Raw genomic sequence first — 17,934 nt, 5'->3', positions numbered from 1 at the left:
AACACCGATACTGCGCGCTGAAATACAGCGGTTTCCGTTGAGATAAGTTACGGTACCAAACCGTATTAAATTAAGTGCAACTTGCTATTTTTCAGACGGTTACATTAAATATTTTTACTGTTTAACTTGCTTTTATCCTATTGCCGCTGCTAACTTTACACCCTGATTTGTATTAACAGCAAAATTTATGAGAAGAACCATTACGTTATTTGTCTGTTTCCTGATCTGTCTTCCGGCCCTGGTATTCGCCCAGGATCTTACAGTAACCGGAATGGTTAAAGACAGAAGCGGAGCAGGAATCCCGGGCGTTTCGGTTCGGGTAAAGGGAAGCACGCAGGGTGTAGCCAGTACGGCAACCGGTGCCTTCAGTATTCGCGCAGCCGCCGACGCCACACTTGTTTTCACGTCCATCGGTTATGTCACCGTCGAAGAGGTTGTGAATAACCGGACAACACTAAACATCACATTGGGTGATGACAACCAGCAGCTGAATGATGTGGTCGTAATTGGTTATGGAACACAAACCAAAAAAGATCTGACCACAGCGGTAGTATCTGTATCGGCAAAGGATATCGAAAATCAGCCCATCACCAACCCCCTTCAGGCGGTGCAGGGGCGGGCGGCAGGGGTACAGGTTTCCTCTCAATCCGGCAAACCCGGATCGGGTATATCTATCACAATCCGCGGTAACACTTCGATTACAGCCTCAAACAGCCCCCTGTATGTTATTGATGGCGTTACCTCACGGGATGCAAGTTTTCTGAACCCCAACGATATCGAAACGATGACCATCCTGAAAGATGCATCAGCTGCGGCGATCTATGGCTCAAGCGGCGCCAATGGTGTGGTTTTGATCACAACGAAAAAAGGATCTGCAGGCAAACTGAAAGTTGCATTTAACGCTTTCAGCGGATTTTCAAACCTGTGGCAAACGCAGGGTGTATTAGACAGGGATCAGTATATCGCATTGATGCGCGAACTTGGCTATACCACCTTCGGCGGCGACCTGAACACAGACTGGCAAAAGGAAACTTTTGGCACAGGTACGCAGAACAGTTATCAGCTTTCCCTGTCTGGCGGACTTAAAGGCGGTCAGTACTATTTCTCATCTGGTTATCAACAGGATAAGGGCACCGTTGCCCCGGCAAAGCTGGACAGGTATACGTTCAATTTTAATGGCACCCAAAGTTTAACCAAATGGCTGAAGCTATCTGCGAATGCAGCGCTGACATCGCGAAATTCGATAGATGTGAGCGATAATGCCGGCGTTTCACGCGGTGGAACCATTCTGGCTGCTTTGACGACGCCGCCAACTATAGGCGTTTTTGCACCAAACGGCCAATACACGACAGTGCCAAATGCGGGTGGTTGGGACAACCCTGTTGCCCTGGCCTTTGGGAATGACAACAATACCCGCAACCTGCGTTTTGTAGGCGCCTTCGCAGCAGAACTGAACTTTACAAAAGACCTGTCTCTGAAGTCGAGCATCAGCAGCAATGTGAATAAAAACCACTACCGCTACTATGTTGATCCGTTTTTAACTACCTATGGCAGGCAGGAACGCGGGTTGTTTCGCACCAATGACACGTATGACAATGTATGGCTGAATGAAAACATTCTCAACTACATCAAGAACGCGGGCAAGCATGCATTTACGGCCACAGCTGGTTATACAATGCAGGCATCGAATTACCGCTATTATGAGTACCAGGAGTCGCGTTACCTGGATCAAACAACAGGCGCTCCCATTCAACCTTCAGTAGCACTCACCATCCCGCAGCAGGCGCAGTGGTCAAAGCAGTCCTTCCTGGGTCGCATAACCTATGCGTGGGATAGCCGTTATCTTTTCAGCTCGAACTTCAGGGCAGACGGATCTTCGCGCTTTTCTTCTAAAAATAAGTTCGGCTATTTTCCTTCGTTTTCAGCCGGCTGGCGAATCTCGGGCGAGAACTTCCTGAAAGACAGCCAAACCATCGACGATCTGAAAGTACGCGCAAGTTGGGGCCAGGTTGGCAATGATGAAGGGATTGGTGACTACGCCTACCTGAAGCTTTATCAGATCACAGCCCAGGGCGACTACACGCTTTCTAACCCCGCAAACGAGGATCTGAAATGGGAACGCACCACACAAACCAATGTTGGCCTGGATCTGACGATGTTTAACAACCGCCTGGTGTTTACAGCTGATGCCTACCTGAAGCGCACAAATGACCTCCTCATAAATGTCCAATTGCCGCCATCGTCTGGCTTTGGCGTTCAGGCCTATAACGTGGGATCAATGGAGAATAAAGGACTGGAGTTTGTGCTTTCTACAAAAAACTTTGTACGGGAAAAGTTTAACTGGTCTACAGACCTCAACTTCTCGCTAAACCGGAACAAGGTAACCAGCCTCGGCAATACCCAGAAGTCGCTCGACTTTGCAGGAATTTATGAACGTGATGCGGCGGTGCGTATTGAAGCAGGGCGGCCTCTCGGAAGTTTTTATGGTTACGTTTACAACGGAGTAAATCCGGCGAACGGCAATGCAATCTATGCTGATCTGAATAACAATGGCAGCACAGACGCAGGCGACCGTACATTTATCGGTTCCGCGCAGCCCGATTTTACCTACGGCCTCAATAATAGTTTTACGCTGGGCAACTGGGGCTTAAATATCTTTTTCCAGGGTGTTCAGGGTAATCAGTTATTCAATGCATCAAGAATTGACCTCGAGGGTATGTTTGACAGTAAGAACCAAAGTGCAGCCGTATTGAACCGGTGGACCACCGCAGGACAGATCACAAATATACCGCGGGCCCTTTCTCAATCGTCTGCAAACTCGCTGACCTCGAGCCGTTTTGTCGAGGATGCATCTTACCTGCGTCTTAAAACTGCTACCCTTTCCTATAATTTCGGCCAGGCGGCGCTCGGCAAGTTACGCATGAGCAAACTGATGCTGTTCGCCACCGGTTACAACCTGCTCACTTTTACAAAATACAGTGGACTTGACCCGGAGGTTAATCAGTACGGAGCAAACGGCCCTTCGATGGGTGTCGATTACGGCACTTACCCGCAGGCCAGGACTTTCCTTTTTGGTGTAAACGTTGGCTTTTAATTCTACAACCCATGAAACTAAAAATATATTTATCTACTGCAGTACTGATCGCCATCACCGCAGCGGGCTGCAAAAAAGATTTCCTGGATAAACAGCCTTTTAACCAGGTTACGCCTGATGTGGCATTCACAAATGCCGCCGGTGCTGAAAAGTTACTGTCAGGCGCATACGGCTCAATGTATAATGACTACCATATCTGGGACTATATGGTAAACGGCGATGTAACAGCTGATAATGCCTATGCCGGAGGCGACAATCCGGCAAACATCCAGATCGACCTGTTTACTGCGACATCGACAAATGGAAATATTGGGCGTGACTGGGGTGCCCTGTACAGCGATATCAAAAACGCCAACGAGGTCCTGGAAAACGTTCCGAATATCCAGGATCCTGTTCTCGATCAGGGTAGCCGCCGGAACCAGATTCTCGGCGAAGCCAGCGCCATCCGGGCCTATATGTATTTTCACCTCGTTCGTTTATGGGGCCCGGTTCCGCTGATTCTAAAAACGCCTGCAAGCCTGGAAGAAATGCAGAAAGCAAAATCGCCGGTTAGCGAGGTATATGATCAGATTATTAAGGACCTCGAATATGCGCTTGTTCATGTAAGAACAACTGCACCCCACAAAGGTATCGTTACAAAAGGCGTTGTAAACGCCCTGCTGGCTAAAGTACACGCTTCAAAACCCACACCCGACTGGACCAGGGTAAATCAATATGCCGACGCAGTGATTACCGGCGGCTACAGCCTTTTTGGTAGTTTTGATGGTCTTTTCTCAGGCAACAACAAAAACAATTCAGAATCGATCTGGGAAATGCAGTACGATGGCTGGGGTGGCCCGACCGGACGCGGAAACTGGATGCCTGGCGTTATCGTCGGTAGCGGCTGGAAACGCTTTTGTACCCCGACAAATGATCTTGTTGCCGCTTTCGATGCTGAAGGTGATGTACAGCGGAAAAATGCTAGCGTTGTATTCAGAAACGCATCAGACGAAGGCTGGTCGGACAACTACTGGTCAAAATCAAGTTATCCCTACATTAATAAATACCGCAATGACGACCGTACAAATTCATACATCATCAGGCTGGCGGATATTATCTTACTGAAAGCAGAAGCGCTCAATGAGCTTTCAGCATCCGGCTGGTCACAGGCTAAACCATTGGTAGACCAGATCAGGAACCGGGTTGCACTTGGCAGCACATCGGCAACGAGCCAGACCGCTATGCGGCTCGCGATTGAAAAAGAACGCAGGCTGGAATTAGCTTTCGAAGGTCACCGCTGGTTCGATCTGCTTCGTACCGGACGTGCTGCTGAAGTCATGAATGCACAGAAAGACGGGCGCGGCAACAATCTGAACTATAACGTTTCGCCCGCGAAACTCCTGTTTCCAATCCCTCAGGCAGAACTGGACCGGAATCCAAATGCCAGATAAATCTTTAATATAAGGGGACCCCGTTAAGGTCCCCCTTTAAAATCATTTGATATGTACTCAACCCTATCGTTGCGCAAAGTGATATTGACGCAGTTGTTGTTCGCGGTTTGTATCTTGAATGCCTGCGCCCAGACAACAACAATCAGTCAATACCTGACAACTGCAAACAAAAGCAGCCTTCTTCAGGCCGTTCCTGATGCGATCAGTTGGACCGACGGTCCGGCGTCAGGCACCGTAATAAAAGTGGATGCCGGAAAAATTTATCAGGAAATAGACGGCTTTGGTTATACATTAACCGGCGGCAGTGCCAGCCTTATCAACCAATTACCTGACGACAAGAAAAATGCGCTGTTACGTGACTTGTTTTCAGGCGATGGAATCGGTGTCAGTTACCTTCGTATCAGTATCGGAGCTTCAGACCTGAGTGCCTCGCTGTTTACATACAACGAGCTGCCCACAGGCGAAACCGACGCGGCGCAAAAGAAATTTTCTCTGAAACAAGAACAGTCTGATCTTATTCCCGTGTTAAAAAAAATTGTTGCCATCAATCCAAAAATAAAGATTCTTGGATCACCCTGGACGGCACCAACGTGGATGAAAGACAACAAAAATTTTAAAGGCGGTAGTCTTCTGAAACAGTATTTCCCCGCTTATGCACGCTATTTTGTGCGCTATGTTCAGGCGATGCAAAAAGAAGGCATCACGATCGATGCGATTACGCCGCAAAATGAACCGCTGCATCCGGGAAATAACCCGAGCATGTTTATGTCTGCAACAGACCAGGCTGCTTTCATCCGCCTGCTCGGACCGGCATTAAAAAAGGCCGGCATCAAAACGAAGATCATAGCGTATGACCATAATGCTGATCGCCCGGATTATCCGCTTACCGTATTGCGCGATCCCGAAGCCAATAAATGGACAGACGGTTCTGCATTTCACCTGTACGCAGGCAAGCTTTCTGCGCTTTCAGAGGTTCATGATGCCTTTCCAAACAAAAACATCTACTTTACTGAACAGTGGGTTGGCGGGCCGGGTAATTTCGCCGAAGATCTGAAATGGCATGTCGGCACTTTATTGGTTGGCGCCACACGCAACTGGAGCCGCACCGTGTTAGAGTGGAATGTAGCGGCCGATGCCAACTATGGTCCGCATACAGATAAAGGAGGCTGCACCAGCTGTCTCGGGGCAATCACAATAAATGGAGAAGAAGTAACCCGCAATGTAGCCTGGTATGTTATCGGCCACGCTTCGAAGTTTGTTCAACCCGGCTCGAAGCGAATTGAATCTGACCTTGCCACTGGCCTGCCAAATGTAGCATTCAAAACACCCGGGGGTAACACTGTGCTTATTGTTATGAATACGACGGCCTCCGATCAGAAATTTTCTGTTCAGGATCGTAGCCGGCATTTCAGCACCTCTGTTCCCGCAGGCGCCGCAGCGACCCTGACCTGGTAAATCAGGCTCGAAACCTAAGGAGGGGATGTGATTGTACAATCCCCTTTTTAAAATTCTTGTAAACAAGTCGAAACCACAACGAAGCGCGACAAGGGAAACCGAAGGCCAACTGTGAAGAAGAAGAATAGTTGACTTCAGTGCCTTAATACACCGCATCTATAGTTAATGGCCGGTCGCCGTGCCCATGATTCACTGACCAGAAAGCACTGTCTCTGAAGCCACCTGCTTACAAATTCCAACAGAGGTTTTGCCTAACAACAATGTTGCGTATCTTTAAAACATGAACCGCATTGACAGGCTTTTCGGGCTTCTGACTTATCTGCAATCGAGGAAACACACCTCGGCAGAGCAGATTGCTGAAAAGTTTGGCATGAGCATCCGCACCGTCTACAGAGATATCCGGGCATTGAACGAACAGGGTGTTCCCATCGGATTCGAACCAAACAAAGGGTATTTTGTTTCAAGCGGGTATTTCCTTCCTCCTATCTTATTTAACATGGAAGAGGCCAATGCCCTCCTGCTTGTTGAAAGTATTGTAAATGGCTTTGCTGACAAGTCGATCAGAAAGCATTATTCTGAAGCACTTGTAAAGGTTAAAAATGTCTTAAAGCATACACAGAAAGAGGCATTGGAAACGATGAATAATCACATTCGTCTTCAGTTGCCCGAACGGTATACGCTGGATTTCGAATACCTGTCTGCGCTGCAGACGGCAATTTCAAATAAAAAAGTGATCCAGGTTACCTACCTGAGCAGCAAGAATGAGCAAACCATCAGGTGTTGTGAACCGATTGGCCTTATTTTTTATGCGTTTGGCTGGCACCTGATCGCCTGGTGCCATATGCGCAAAGATTACCGCGATTTCAGCCTGGTAAGAATTAAGCATATCCGATCTTTAGAGGATAATTTTACGCGCAGCGAGCATATGCACATTAACGATTATATGAAGTTACTTCCGGTAGCCTATTAATTTTTTTCAGGGCATGTGCTCGCTGACATAGGGTTGTCAGTAGCCGCGGTTTTCTTTGTCATATCAAAAGCAAAACAAAGAAAACATGAACATCATTGATCTCCTTATTACCGAAATGACCCGGGAAGCTGAAACCACCCGGAAAATGCTTGCGCTGGTACCTGCTGAAAAGTTTGACTGGGCACCACACCAAAAAAGCATGAAGCTAAAAAATCTTGCCACGCATATTGCTGATTTACCTGGCTGGGTAACCATGGCCATGACTACAGATGAGCTGGACTTCGACCAGAATAACTGGACGCCGACAGATGTAACCGGCACAGCCGAACTGCTGGCGCTGTTTGAAGAAAACTTCCGGTCAGGACTGAGCACACTTGAAAATGCGACTCCGGAACTGCTGACGGGAACATGGACCATGCGAAGCGGTGATCAAATCTACAGTACCTGGACAAAGTATGAAACGATTCGCCATGCATTCAGCCAGACCATTCACCACCGCGCGCAGTTGGGCGTGTACCTCCGCCTTTTAAACATCCCGATACCAGGAAGTTATGGCCCAAGCGCAGATGACCCTAGCATGTAGCTTAATTTGCTGGCTACAAGAATTTTATCATTCCTTTAAGAATCCCGGGGCGGTTTATCCGCCCGGGATCATTTTTTCATATGCTGGCGGTTTGCGCTTAAATTTTTCGGTAAATTTGCAGCCTGATGGTTCCAGTAAAAAAAACAGACATACGTTCGCTCAATCTTGAACAGCTGCAGCAGCACTTCGTTGCTATGAATCAGCCTGCATACAGGGCCAAACAGGTTTACCAGTGGCTATGGGAAAAATCTGCCCGCAGTTTTGACGAAATGAGTAATCTTTCGAAAGATCTGCGTGAACGCTTAAAAGAAACCTGTGTGATCAATGCGGTTGAAGTAAATAACTCACAATTCAGCAGCGATCAGACAATAAAAAACACCTTCCGGCTGGCCGACGCCAACATTGTTGAAGGGGTATTGATCCCGGCCGACGACCGGATGACCGCCTGTGTGAGTTCGCAGGTGGGCTGCAGCCTGACCTGCAAATTCTGTGCAACCGGTTATATGGATCGTAAACGAAACCTCAATGCAGATGAAATTTATGATCAGGTTGTGCTGATCGATCAGCAAGCGAAGAAACATTATAATGCTCCGCTCAGCAATATCGTTTACATGGGTATGGGCGAGCCGCTGCTTAATTACGCAAACGTATTACGCTCGATTGACAGAATTACATCCCCAGACGGCTTAAATATGTCATACAAGCGCATTACTGTTTCTACCGCGGGCATAGCAAAGATGATCAGAAAGCTGGGTGATGACCAGGTGAAATTTAACCTGGCGCTTTCGCTGCACGCCGCAAACGACAGGAAGCGGAATGAAATTATGCCGATCAATGAACAGAATTCCTTGCCTGCGCTTGCTGATGCACTTAAGTATTATTTTGCGAAAACAAAGAATCCGGTAACGTATGAGTATATCGTCTTCAATAATTTCAATGATGAGATTGAAGACGCCGCCGAACTTGCAAAGTTCTGTAAACATATCCCCTGCAAAGTGAACCTGATTGAATACAATCCCATTGCATTTGCCGATTTTAAAAATGCTGAGGGGGATAAAATCGATGCATTTGCTGCTCACCTGAAAGCAAAGGGAATTATCACCAACATCCGGCGCAGCCGCGGAAAAGACATCGATGCAGCGTGCGGCCAGCTTGCTGTAAAAGAGCAGGAATAAATTTTATATTTCGCAGAAATTTATTTAACTTCAAATAATGAAGCTAAATGGTTTTCGCCGATATCCTTTATGACTTAAGCCTGCTCCTGTTTCCTGAACCCTGCCAGGCGTGTGGTACCTCACTCTTCAAAGGCGAGCGGCTCATCTGTACAACCTGTATCTACAATCTTCCTTATACAGATTATCATCTTGACCCCGATAATCGTGTAGCACGACAATTTTGGGGCAGGGTGCCGCTTCGGTATGCCATGGCATTACTCTACTTCCGAAAGGGAGGCCATGTTCAGGCCTTGTTGCACCGGTTAAAATACGGCAATCAACCGGAACTGGCCACTTTGATGGGTACACTCCTCGGAGAAAGGCTTAAAACGAATCCCGACCTGCTGAACATAGATTTCGTAGTCCCAATCCCAATGTTTAAAAAAAGCGAAAGAAAGCGGGGCTACAACCAAAGCCGGCTGATTGCAACCGGGATGTGCACCGCTACCGGGGCGCAGCTCGAAGACCGGCTATTATTAAAGAAACACCAGACAGGCAGCCAGACACGTAAGTCACGCTTCAGCAGGTACGAAAATATGCGCCTGGTTTTCTGTCTTTCAGCAGATGCTCATGTAAACGGGAAACACATCCTGCTTATTGATGATGTGGTGACTACGGGTGCAACGGTCGAAGCCTGCGCGCTTGTATTGCTTGAAGCAGGTGCAGCAACAGTGAGCCTGGCCACGCTTGCTTTTACCGAATAACATTTTAATATCTTGATTATCAGTGTTTTACGATTAATATAATATTTTTTATAACCTCCGTGCAACAATTTACTTCGCAGCTCCGTTAATAATATCGAGAGCGTTAATTTAGATGGTAAGGGTCGATATTTTCATTGTAAGATATCGGCCCTTTACTTTTTAAACGCCGGCCCGAAACCGCTCGTCTGCCCGATCTTATCCTGCAAAAAAGGCTTTAAAAATTTGCCCAACTTCTTCCGGTTTAAATGGCTTTAGAAGATAGGCGCTCATACCGCTTTCGGCAAAAGACGCTGCTTCTTCTCTCGGTATTGAGGCTGTCAACGCAACAATTGGCAGGCCGGAGAGGTAAGGTCCTCCCATTGCCCGGATCCTGCGTGTAGCTTGGTAACCATCAAGAACCGGCATATGAATGTCCATAAACACCATATCATAGGGTTCATCTGCTGCAATTCTATCGATGGCTTCCTGGCCGTTTGATGCTGTCTCTATGACGACATCCCAGCGGGCAAAAATGCGTTTGGCAACGACAATATTGATTTCATTATCATCGACAATCAGAATGCGTCTGCCTGTATAACGGTCAGGCGCTTCCGTTGCTGTGTTTTTAGCTGCTTCGGCAGCTGCAGGCTCAAACCCGATCATGAACGAGAATGATGTGCCCCTGCCTTCCCTGCTTTCCAGTTCCAGTTCAGCGTCAAAAAGCTGGAGCAGCTTTTTCGTGATTGCGAGCCCTAAGCCCGTTCCGCCGTATTGCCGGGCAATATCAGTTTTCGCCTGTCTGAAGGGTTCAAACACAGAGGCCTGTTTATCTTCAGGGATACCAATTCCAGTGTCTGTCACCTGGAAGCTCACCGTCACTTTCCCCGGCTCCTTCGAGACCTGCCTGATCACCAGACTAACAGTCCCGTTTTCAGTAAACTTAATCGCATTGCCGAGCAGATTCATCAGCACCTGGTACAGGCGCGTCTGATCGCCAGTTACCAACGGTAAAGCGTCAGGTATATCAAGCCGGAGTACGTTGCCCCTTTTGCCGGCATTTACCTGAAGCGACTGCATAATGTCCCGGCAAAGCACACGCAGATCGAAGGGCAGATGCTCGAGCTGAAGGTTTCCGGTTTCTATCTTGGTAAAATCAAGAATATCATTGATAATACCGAGAAGGTTATCTGCCGAAAATTTGAGGATATTAAGATCAGCCAGTTGCGATTCTTTCGGATCGTTTTCGAGCAAAAGATTGGTCATGCCGATCACGGCATTAAGCGGCGTTCTGATTTCGTGGCTCATCACCGATAAAAACATTTCCTTTGCTTCGCTGAGCTGAACAGCCTGTTCCTTCGCCTGGATAATTTCTGCCTCAAAAGTTTTTCGCCCGGTGATGTCTGTAACCAGCTCAACCTGCCTTTCCACCTCACCTTCTGCGTTGATGATAGGTGTATTTGATACCGAAACCCAGATGGGTCTACCCGATTTGTGGCCAATCAGGATTTCGATGTAATACGGTTCTTTAAGCAGCGCTTTGGTCCTTGCCTGCTCAATCAGCGGTATATCGGTATCAGGAATCGCAAGAAGATCTCCCGGCTTTTTTCCCAGCAGCTCGGCAAGCGCATACCCGCTTAGTTTTTCAAAAGACTCATTCACCCAGGTTACCTCTCCCTCGCGGTTGTAGATGATGACGCCGGTGTTTGCTTTGCTTGCAACCAGGGAGAGCACCTGCAACTGCTCTTCTACTTTCTTTTTTTCGGTGATATCCAAGATGATCTCAACCTCTGCATCAACCTTGCCGTCTTCGCCCATGACAACCGTGTTGTAAATGGAAAGCCAGATCGGACGTTTATCTTTGCGATACGCAAGGATATCAACAGTAAATGACTGCTTGTTTCTGCTTAATTGTCTGGCCCTTTCGATGAGGTCGAGGTCTGTTTTCGGACCTGCGATCAGGTCGCCCAGACGTTTTCCTCTCAGGTCGTCTGAACTGAAACCTGTAATTTTTTCAAAGGCATTGTTAACCCAGGTCACCTTGCTGCCGGCATCGCTGATGACGATACCATTATTTACTTTGCTCGCCACAAATGACAGCTGCAGCAGTTCGCTTTGAACGCGTTTACTTTCTGTAACATCGCGCCCGTAGCCATACCAGCGGTCAGCTTTTGACACCATGTTCCAGTTTATCCAGCGGGTCAGTGCGTAATCGCCCACCAGTCTGAACTCCACATTGAATTGCTTTTTATTATTCTTCAAACCTGCCTCCAGCAAACTGATCAGTTGGGCTCTGTCGTCTTCGTGGCAAAAAGACCACATGCTTTCGCCGGTTACCTCGTCTGGCTTATAGCCGAGCATGGTGGTTACGGCATCGTTAATAAAAAGAATTTTTCCCTGACGGTCAAGGATACAGTGCAGGTCTGGTGATAAGTTAAAAATATCGCCGAACTCCCGGCTTCTCGCAACCTGCTCCCGAAGAGCCAGGTTACTTTTTCTCAGTGAGAGGTGTACAATCACCTCGCGGGATAGTGTTTCAAGCGTAGTCCGCTGGGCATCGCTAAGTACCCGGGGTAAGGTATCGCTTACGCAAAAGGCACCAAGGCAGTTGCCTGCCGTGTCAATGAGGGGCACGCCTGCAAAAAACTTTACAAAAGGGCTTGCAGATACAGCCCCGGCATGCCTGAACCGGTCATCCCTGGATGCGTCTTCTATTTCGATATAAGAAGCGCTGTCGATGACGAACCGGCTCAATGTGCCTTCGAGCGGGACCCTGGACTCATCAAGACCGGATCCGGATTTGATCCAGAGTGAAGCGCCTTCTTTGAAGGAGATAAATGCCCATGGAACCTCGCAGATCATGGCTGCAAGCCTGGTGAAATTATCGAACGCTAACTCCTGCCCATGCTCGATGACCCCGTGCGCGCCAAATGCAGGCTGCCGGGGGTCATCAGGCTGGAATGTTGACGGTTCGTCCATAGGATTCTCCGGGTCATTTATAAGGTTATTTGTAAAGCGGGAACTTACTTACAAGCTGTTTTACTTCTTCCCTGACCGCCGAAATCGTTCCTTCGTTTTCAGCATCAGTTAATACGCGGTCAATCAGGTCCACAATGGCCTGCATGTCCTGCTCTTTCATTCCACGCGATGTAATGGCAGCTGTACCTACACGGAAACCAGAGGTAACAAACGGCGACTTATCGTCAAACGGAACCATGTTTTTATTAACCGTAATTTCGGCTTTTTCCAGTGCGTTTTCAGCAAGTTTGCCGGTAATGTTTTTATTGCGGAGATCAATCAGCATCAGGTGGTTATCTGTTCCGCCTGATATGATTCCATAACCTTTCTCAAGAAAAGCTTTGGCCATGGCTTGTGCATTTACCTGCACCTGTTTGATATACTCAGCATACTCGTCAGTTAATGCTTCGCCGAACGCTACTGCTTTTGCGGCAATAATGTGCTCAAGCGGACCGCCCTGGGTTCCGGGAAATACGGCCGCATCCAGCAACGCAGACATCATTTTCACTTCGCCCTTAGGTGTTTTAAGGCCGAAAGGATTTTCGAAATCCTGACCCATCATGATCATCCCGCCACGCGGACCGCGGAGTGTTTTGTGCGTTGTCGTGGTAACAATATGACAGTGCGGAAGTGGGTTAGCCAGCAAACCTTTAGCGATTAATCCGGCCGGATGCGAAATATCGGCCAAAACCAGCGCACCGATCTTATCGGCAACGGAACGGATAAAGGCATAATCCCATTCGCGGGAATAAGCAGATGCGCCGCAGATGATCAGCTTCGGTTTTTCTGCAAGGGCTGTTTCTTCAAGTTTTTTATAGTCGATCAGCCCGGTTTCTTTAACAACACCGTAAAAAAGCGGCTGATATAATTTACCTGAGAAATTAACAGGGGAGCCGTGCGTAAGGTGACCACCATGAGACAGATCAAAACCAAGGATCTTATCACCAGGTTGAAGTACCGCCAACATTACCGCTGAATTTGCCTGTGCACCAGAATGCGGCTGCACGTTAACCCAGGCAGCGCCAAAAAGTTGTTTGGCACGCTCAATGGCCAGCGTTTCTACCTGATCTACAACCTGGCAACCGCCATAATAACGCTTTCCGGGAAGCCCTTCAGCATATTTATTGGTAAGAACGGAGCCTGCTGCCTCAATTACCTGTTTGCTGACAAAGTTTTCAGAGGCAATCAGTTCAAGCCCGTGTTCCTGACGGTCGAGTTCCTGGTTAATTAGATCAAAAATCTGGGTATCTCTTTTCATTTATAAGTTGGTTTTAAAACGCAAAATTACGGAATCAAAAACAATTTTAAGCTTCAAATTCAGAAGCAGTTACGCTAAAATTATTGAAACCGGCTCCGATTTGAATATTTAACAATTTTTGCTGCAGCATCTCCAGAATAGCCAGAAAATTATATACAAAATGAACCTTGTTATCGGAGTTTTTTGAAATTAACGCAAAATCAAGGGTGCGATTTATTTCAACCAGCTGCGCAATCACGTTCTTCTGTTGGGTTATGGTGTAAGGATACTGGACAACCGTATGTTTAACCTCAACCTTTCGCAGGTCGTATTTTTGGCTGACACGCTGGAAAGCGAGCAACAGTTTGTACAGGTCGAGGCTGTGCAGTTCGTCTGCCGGACCAGCACCGGCCGCATCTGCCATCAGCGGGATATCCTGGGAAATATTGCCCCGTTTGAACTGAAGCATCCTTGAATCTTCAAGGCCCTTCAGCTTCTCAGCAACCTCTTTGAACTGTTTGTAAGCAATCAGTTTGGCAATCAGGTCTTGCTGCGGATCGATTTCGTTGCCGTCGGCATCCTGTTCGGGCCGCGGCAGCAGCATCTTCGACTTAATCCGCATCAGGGTTGCGGCAACCAGGATAAATTCGCCTGCCAATTCCACATTCAGGGCGGTCATGCGATGCAGATAACTTAAAAAGTCGTCTGTAATGCGCGCAATCTCAATTTCCTGAATTTGAAGTTCGTCTTTCTCGATAAAAAAAAGCAAAAGATCAAAAGGACCTTCAAACACAGGCAACCTGATTTCAAAATTCTCTTGCTCGTCATTTACCATCAGGCCTCAAATATACGACATTGATGCCGGAACTTTTATCGCAAACAATCACACAAAGGAGACCGATTTTGGTTAATATATAAAACAAAATAGTTTACTTTGCATCTTATTTTTGCACCAAACCAGGATATGGAAGTTAAGGCAGGGCCGTTGTTGTCGACCATTAATTATCCCGCTGATCTTAAGCGGTATACCGAAGCAGAACTTGAACAGATCTGCCACGAGCTGCGCCAGTACATTATTGATGTAGTGAGCGTGAATGGCGGTCACTTCGGCGCAAGTCTCGGCGTGGTTGAACTGACGGTTGCCCTGCACTATGCCCTCGATACTCCTTACGATAAACTGATCTGGGATGTTGGCCATCAGGCTTATGGCCACAAGATCCTTACGGGGCGCAGGGAGGTTTTCCATACCAACCGCATCTATAAAGGCATAAGCGGTTTTCCAAAGATCAGTGAAAGTGAATATGACACCTTTGGTGTCGGCCATTCATCTACCTCAATTTCTGCAGCGCTGGGCATGGCCGTGGCGTCGCAGCTAAAAGGTGAAAAAGACCGCCAGCATGTTGCCGTTATCGGCGATGGCGCTATGACAGCGGGCATGGCCTTCGAAGGACTAAACCACGCCGGAATAGAAAATTCGAACGTACTGGTTGTCCTGAATGACAACTGTATGTCTATTGATCCAAATGTCGGGGCCTTGAAAGAGTACCTGACCAGCATTACGACTTCAAGATCATACAATCGCTTTCGGGATGACATATCGACCGTGCTTAGCAAATTATCAGAGCTCGGACCGAATGCGCATAAATTCGTGAAGAAAATTGAGAAGAGCGTAAAAGGAACATTACTTAAAAACAGCAACCTGTTTGAGGCATTAAACTTCAGGTACTTCGGCCCGGTTGATGGTCACGATGTAAAACGGCTCGCTGCGATCATTAAAGACCTGAAGGAGATTCCTGGTCCGAAATTATTGCATTGCGTAACTGTAAAAGGCAAGGGCTTTGCGCTGGCAGAAAAAGACCAGACCAAATGGCATGCGCCCGGCCTGTTCGACAAGATTACCGGAGAAATAAAAAAAGCGGTTTCGACGAAAGCACAGCCACCCAAATATCAGGATGTTTTTGGCCATACCATGGTCGAACTGGCAGAAGCAAACGAGAAGGTAGTCGGTATTACGCCGGCCATGCCTTCGGGTTCCTCGCTTAATATCATGATGAAAGCCATGCCTACCCGGGCGTTCGATGTGGGTATTGCTGAGCAGCACGCTGTAACATTTTCAGCCGGACTTGCGGCTCAGGGACTTGTACCTTTCTGCAATATTTACTCGAGTTTTATGCAGCGCGCTTATGACCAGGTTATACACGATGTGGCTATCCAGAAACTGAATGTGGTATTCTGTTTGGACCGTGCCGGCCTTGCAGGGGCCGATGGGCCGACGCACCATGGCGCGTACGACCTTGCTTTTATGCGTTGTATACCCAACATGACCATTGCAGCACCAATGAATGAGGAAGAGTTGCGTAACATGATGTACACCGCTCAACTGGACGACATGGGTCCGTTTTGTATCCGTTATCCACGGGGGAACGGCGTGCTGCCAGACTGGAAGCGTCCTTTCAGACGTTTGGAAACCGGCAAAGGCAGAATGATCTGCCCCGGCGATGAGGTAGCTTTACTTACCATTGGCCATGTAGGCAATTTTGCCGTTGCGGCCTGCCGTGAACTGAATACAGAGGGCATCTATCCAGCCCACTACGACCTCCGCTTTGTAAAACCACTTGATGAGAAATTGCTTCATGAAGTGTTTACCAGCTTTAAGAAGGTAATTACCATTGAAGACGGCTGTTTACAGGGTGGAATGGGATCGGCGGTTCTGGAGTTTATGGCAGACCATCAGTATCAGGCAGAAGTTGTACGGTTAGGTATTCCTGACAGGATCATTGAACACGGCGAACAACCTGAACTGTGGGCAGAATGTGGTTATGATGTTGATTCGATCATCCGCACGGTTCGCGGAATGGCCCAGGCGCGCACAACAAAGACCATGGCTGGCTAGTGTAACCAAACATTCCCGGCACCCGGGTGTTTCCCATAGTACTAAAACTTTATGTACTATGGCTGTCCACGAACACAAACCCAAAACTCCAAAAAACTGGTACCTGGCACTTGGTGCCATAATTGTTGTCCTTATCCTCGTTGCTGTATTTGCCACCGGCAAGAGTGACCATAGCACCGAACACCACGGTGCGGCAAGCGACTCATCAACGATTGAAAGTGAGATCAATGCAAACTGGTCTGGTGTAGACCCTAAACCCGACGCAAGCCTTCATGCTTCAGACTCATCATCTATCAACAGTGATAATCTGCAGCAATACAGCATTGACGAAACAGTCGCCTTCAAACCCGGAACAGCGACCCTTGATGCCGACGCACAGTCAAAATTGAGATCGCTCGCATCAACCTTTACTAAGTCGTTTCCCGAATCATCGCTTGACATCGCGGGAGTGAGTAACAATGAGGCCGGAAATAAACTTGCAGACGAGCGTGCAAAGGCCGTGCGCGACTTTATCGCCAAAAATGGCCGGATACCTTCCAGTCAGCTGAAATTGGTTCAGACCGAAGCGCCAGGCAAACAGCAAACCACAACCGGTAACGAAATTGGCGTGCATATTTCTGCCAGGAAGAAGTAAGCATACTTTTCTCAATCGAACGCCCGCCACAAAAATGGTGGGCGTTTCTGTTTGCAGAGGAAGAGATTGGAAACTTAGGAAACGCAACAGAAAAAACCGTCGGCAAGTGTGGGCGTATTGAGGGGGTATGCCGTTTTAGCGAAATATTGAGATGTGAGTGTTGAGACTGGGTGCAAAACCCCTCGGCAGGCTTTCCGGAGATTTGGATCTTGAGACATGGAACAATGCCCGTCTGCAGGCTATGCGTATTGAGGGGTTGGGCGCCTGTCATGTCCTAAAAAAAGTAGACACTTTTATTGTTGTTGTTAGATCTGTTGGAATGTGGGAAACTCGGAGAGTTTTCCATATTTCAACAGTTTTCTTTTTTTGCTTCTTTTTTTCTTTTGAACTTGTGTTGGTAATCCAGTTATGCTATCTGATGCACCTGGTTTGGTGTCTTTAGTTGCAACGACCAATGTGGTCTCTGATTGAATGCATCAATGGCCTGTTTAACGGCTTTTCTAGCCAGGTCTATGTTCCTAAAGGTTCCTTCCAAAGCGTATTCCTGTTTTAATATTCCATTCATCCTTTCAGCCAGCGCATTTTCATAGCAATGATTCTCTTCTGTCATGCTGATGGCTATTCCTGCTTTCTTCAATATCCCTGTATAACCTTTACTACAATACTGAATACCTCGGTCTGAATGGTGGATCAGCCCTTTACTTTCCGGACATTGTTTTACAGCCA

Annotated in this window: 13 protein-coding genes; 9 read left to right on the top strand and 4 right to left on the bottom strand. The window is 47.7% G+C overall.

Annotation, left to right across the window (positions count from 1 at the left end; all coding sequences use genetic code 11):
* Positions 1–187: 187 nt before the first annotated feature.
* The 7 genes from EJV45_RS11995 to EJV45_RS11965 all read left to right on the top strand — a co-directional run bounded on the left by EJV45_RS11995 (position 188) and on the right by EJV45_RS11965 (position 9,450).
* Complete coding sequence (locus tag EJV45_RS11995; protein ID WP_129715931.1) at positions 188–3,094, top strand: TonB-dependent receptor; 2,907 nt, start codon at positions 188–190, stop codon at positions 3,092–3,094.
* A gap of 11 nt (positions 3,095–3,105) precedes the next feature.
* Entirely contained in the window at positions 3,106–4,524 is a 1,419-nt protein-coding gene (locus tag EJV45_RS11990) for a RagB/SusD family nutrient uptake outer membrane protein (protein ID WP_129715930.1), read from the top strand.
* Between the two features lie 51 nt (positions 4,525–4,575).
* Complete coding sequence (locus tag EJV45_RS11985; RefSeq protein ID WP_129715929.1) at positions 4,576–5,979, top strand: glycoside hydrolase family 30 beta sandwich domain-containing protein; 1,404 nt, start codon at positions 4,576–4,578, stop codon at positions 5,977–5,979.
* Between the two features lie 280 nt (positions 5,980–6,259).
* Positions 6,260–6,949, top strand: a complete 690-nt coding sequence (locus EJV45_RS11980) for a YafY family protein (protein ID WP_129715928.1) — start codon at positions 6,260–6,262, stop codon at positions 6,947–6,949.
* 85 nt (positions 6,950–7,034) lie between these two features.
* Positions 7,035–7,532: a DinB family protein gene (locus EJV45_RS11975; protein ID WP_129715927.1), complete on the top strand. Its 498-nt coding sequence runs from the start codon at positions 7,035–7,037 to the stop codon at positions 7,530–7,532.
* 125 nt (positions 7,533–7,657) lie between these two features.
* Positions 7,658–8,707, top strand: a complete 1,050-nt coding sequence (gene rlmN / locus EJV45_RS11970) for a 23S rRNA (adenine(2503)-C(2))-methyltransferase RlmN (protein WP_129715926.1) — start codon at positions 7,658–7,660, stop codon at positions 8,705–8,707.
* Positions 8,708–8,754: 47 nt separating this feature from the next.
* Positions 8,755–9,450, top strand: coding sequence for a ComF family protein (locus EJV45_RS11965; protein WP_129715925.1), 696 nt, complete (start codon positions 8,755–8,757; stop codon positions 9,448–9,450).
* Between the two features lie 195 nt (positions 9,451–9,645).
* Here EJV45_RS11965 and EJV45_RS11960 read toward each other — a convergent pair whose 3' ends face one another.
* The 3 genes from EJV45_RS11960 to EJV45_RS11950 are packed head-to-tail and all read right to left on the bottom strand — an operon-like array spanning position 9,646 to position 14,516.
* Positions 9,646–12,405, bottom strand: coding sequence for a PAS domain S-box protein (locus tag EJV45_RS11960; protein ID WP_129715924.1), 2,760 nt, complete (start codon positions 12,403–12,405; stop codon positions 9,646–9,648).
* A 25-nt stretch (positions 12,406–12,430) separates the two neighbouring features.
* Positions 12,431–13,702, bottom strand: a complete 1,272-nt coding sequence (glyA, locus tag EJV45_RS11955) for a serine hydroxymethyltransferase (RefSeq protein WP_129715923.1) — start codon at positions 13,700–13,702, stop codon at positions 12,431–12,433.
* Positions 13,703–13,748: 46 nt separating this feature from the next.
* Complete coding sequence (locus EJV45_RS11950) at positions 13,749–14,516, bottom strand: ScpA family protein (protein ID WP_129715922.1); 768 nt, start codon at positions 14,514–14,516, stop codon at positions 13,749–13,751.
* Positions 14,517–14,645: 129 nt separating this feature from the next.
* Here EJV45_RS11950 and dxs point away from each other — a divergent pair, with 129 nt between their 5' ends.
* Complete coding sequence (gene dxs, locus EJV45_RS11945; RefSeq protein WP_129715921.1) at positions 14,646–16,574, top strand: 1-deoxy-D-xylulose-5-phosphate synthase; 1,929 nt, start codon at positions 14,646–14,648, stop codon at positions 16,572–16,574.
* 58 nt (positions 16,575–16,632) lie between these two features.
* The gene (locus EJV45_RS11940) at positions 16,633–17,208 is read left to right on the top strand and encodes an OmpA family protein (RefSeq protein ID WP_165305051.1); all 576 of its coding nucleotides are present in this window, start codon (positions 16,633–16,635) and stop codon (positions 17,206–17,208) included.
* 406 nt (positions 17,209–17,614) lie between these two features.
* On the opposite strand, the gene EJV45_RS19755 is transcribed toward EJV45_RS11940, so the two are convergent.
* A complete protein-coding gene (locus EJV45_RS19755) occupies positions 17,615–17,773 on the bottom strand; it encodes an integrase core domain-containing protein (RefSeq protein ID WP_370291386.1) in 159 nt (52 codons plus the stop codon).
* Between the last annotated feature and the right edge of the window lie 161 nt (positions 17,774–17,934).

Source organism: Pedobacter sp. SYP-B3415, from assembly GCF_004138205.1.
Lineage (GTDB): Bacteria > Bacteroidota > Bacteroidia > Sphingobacteriales > Sphingobacteriaceae > Pedobacter.
This window is presented reverse-complemented; position numbering and strand designations above follow the sequence as displayed.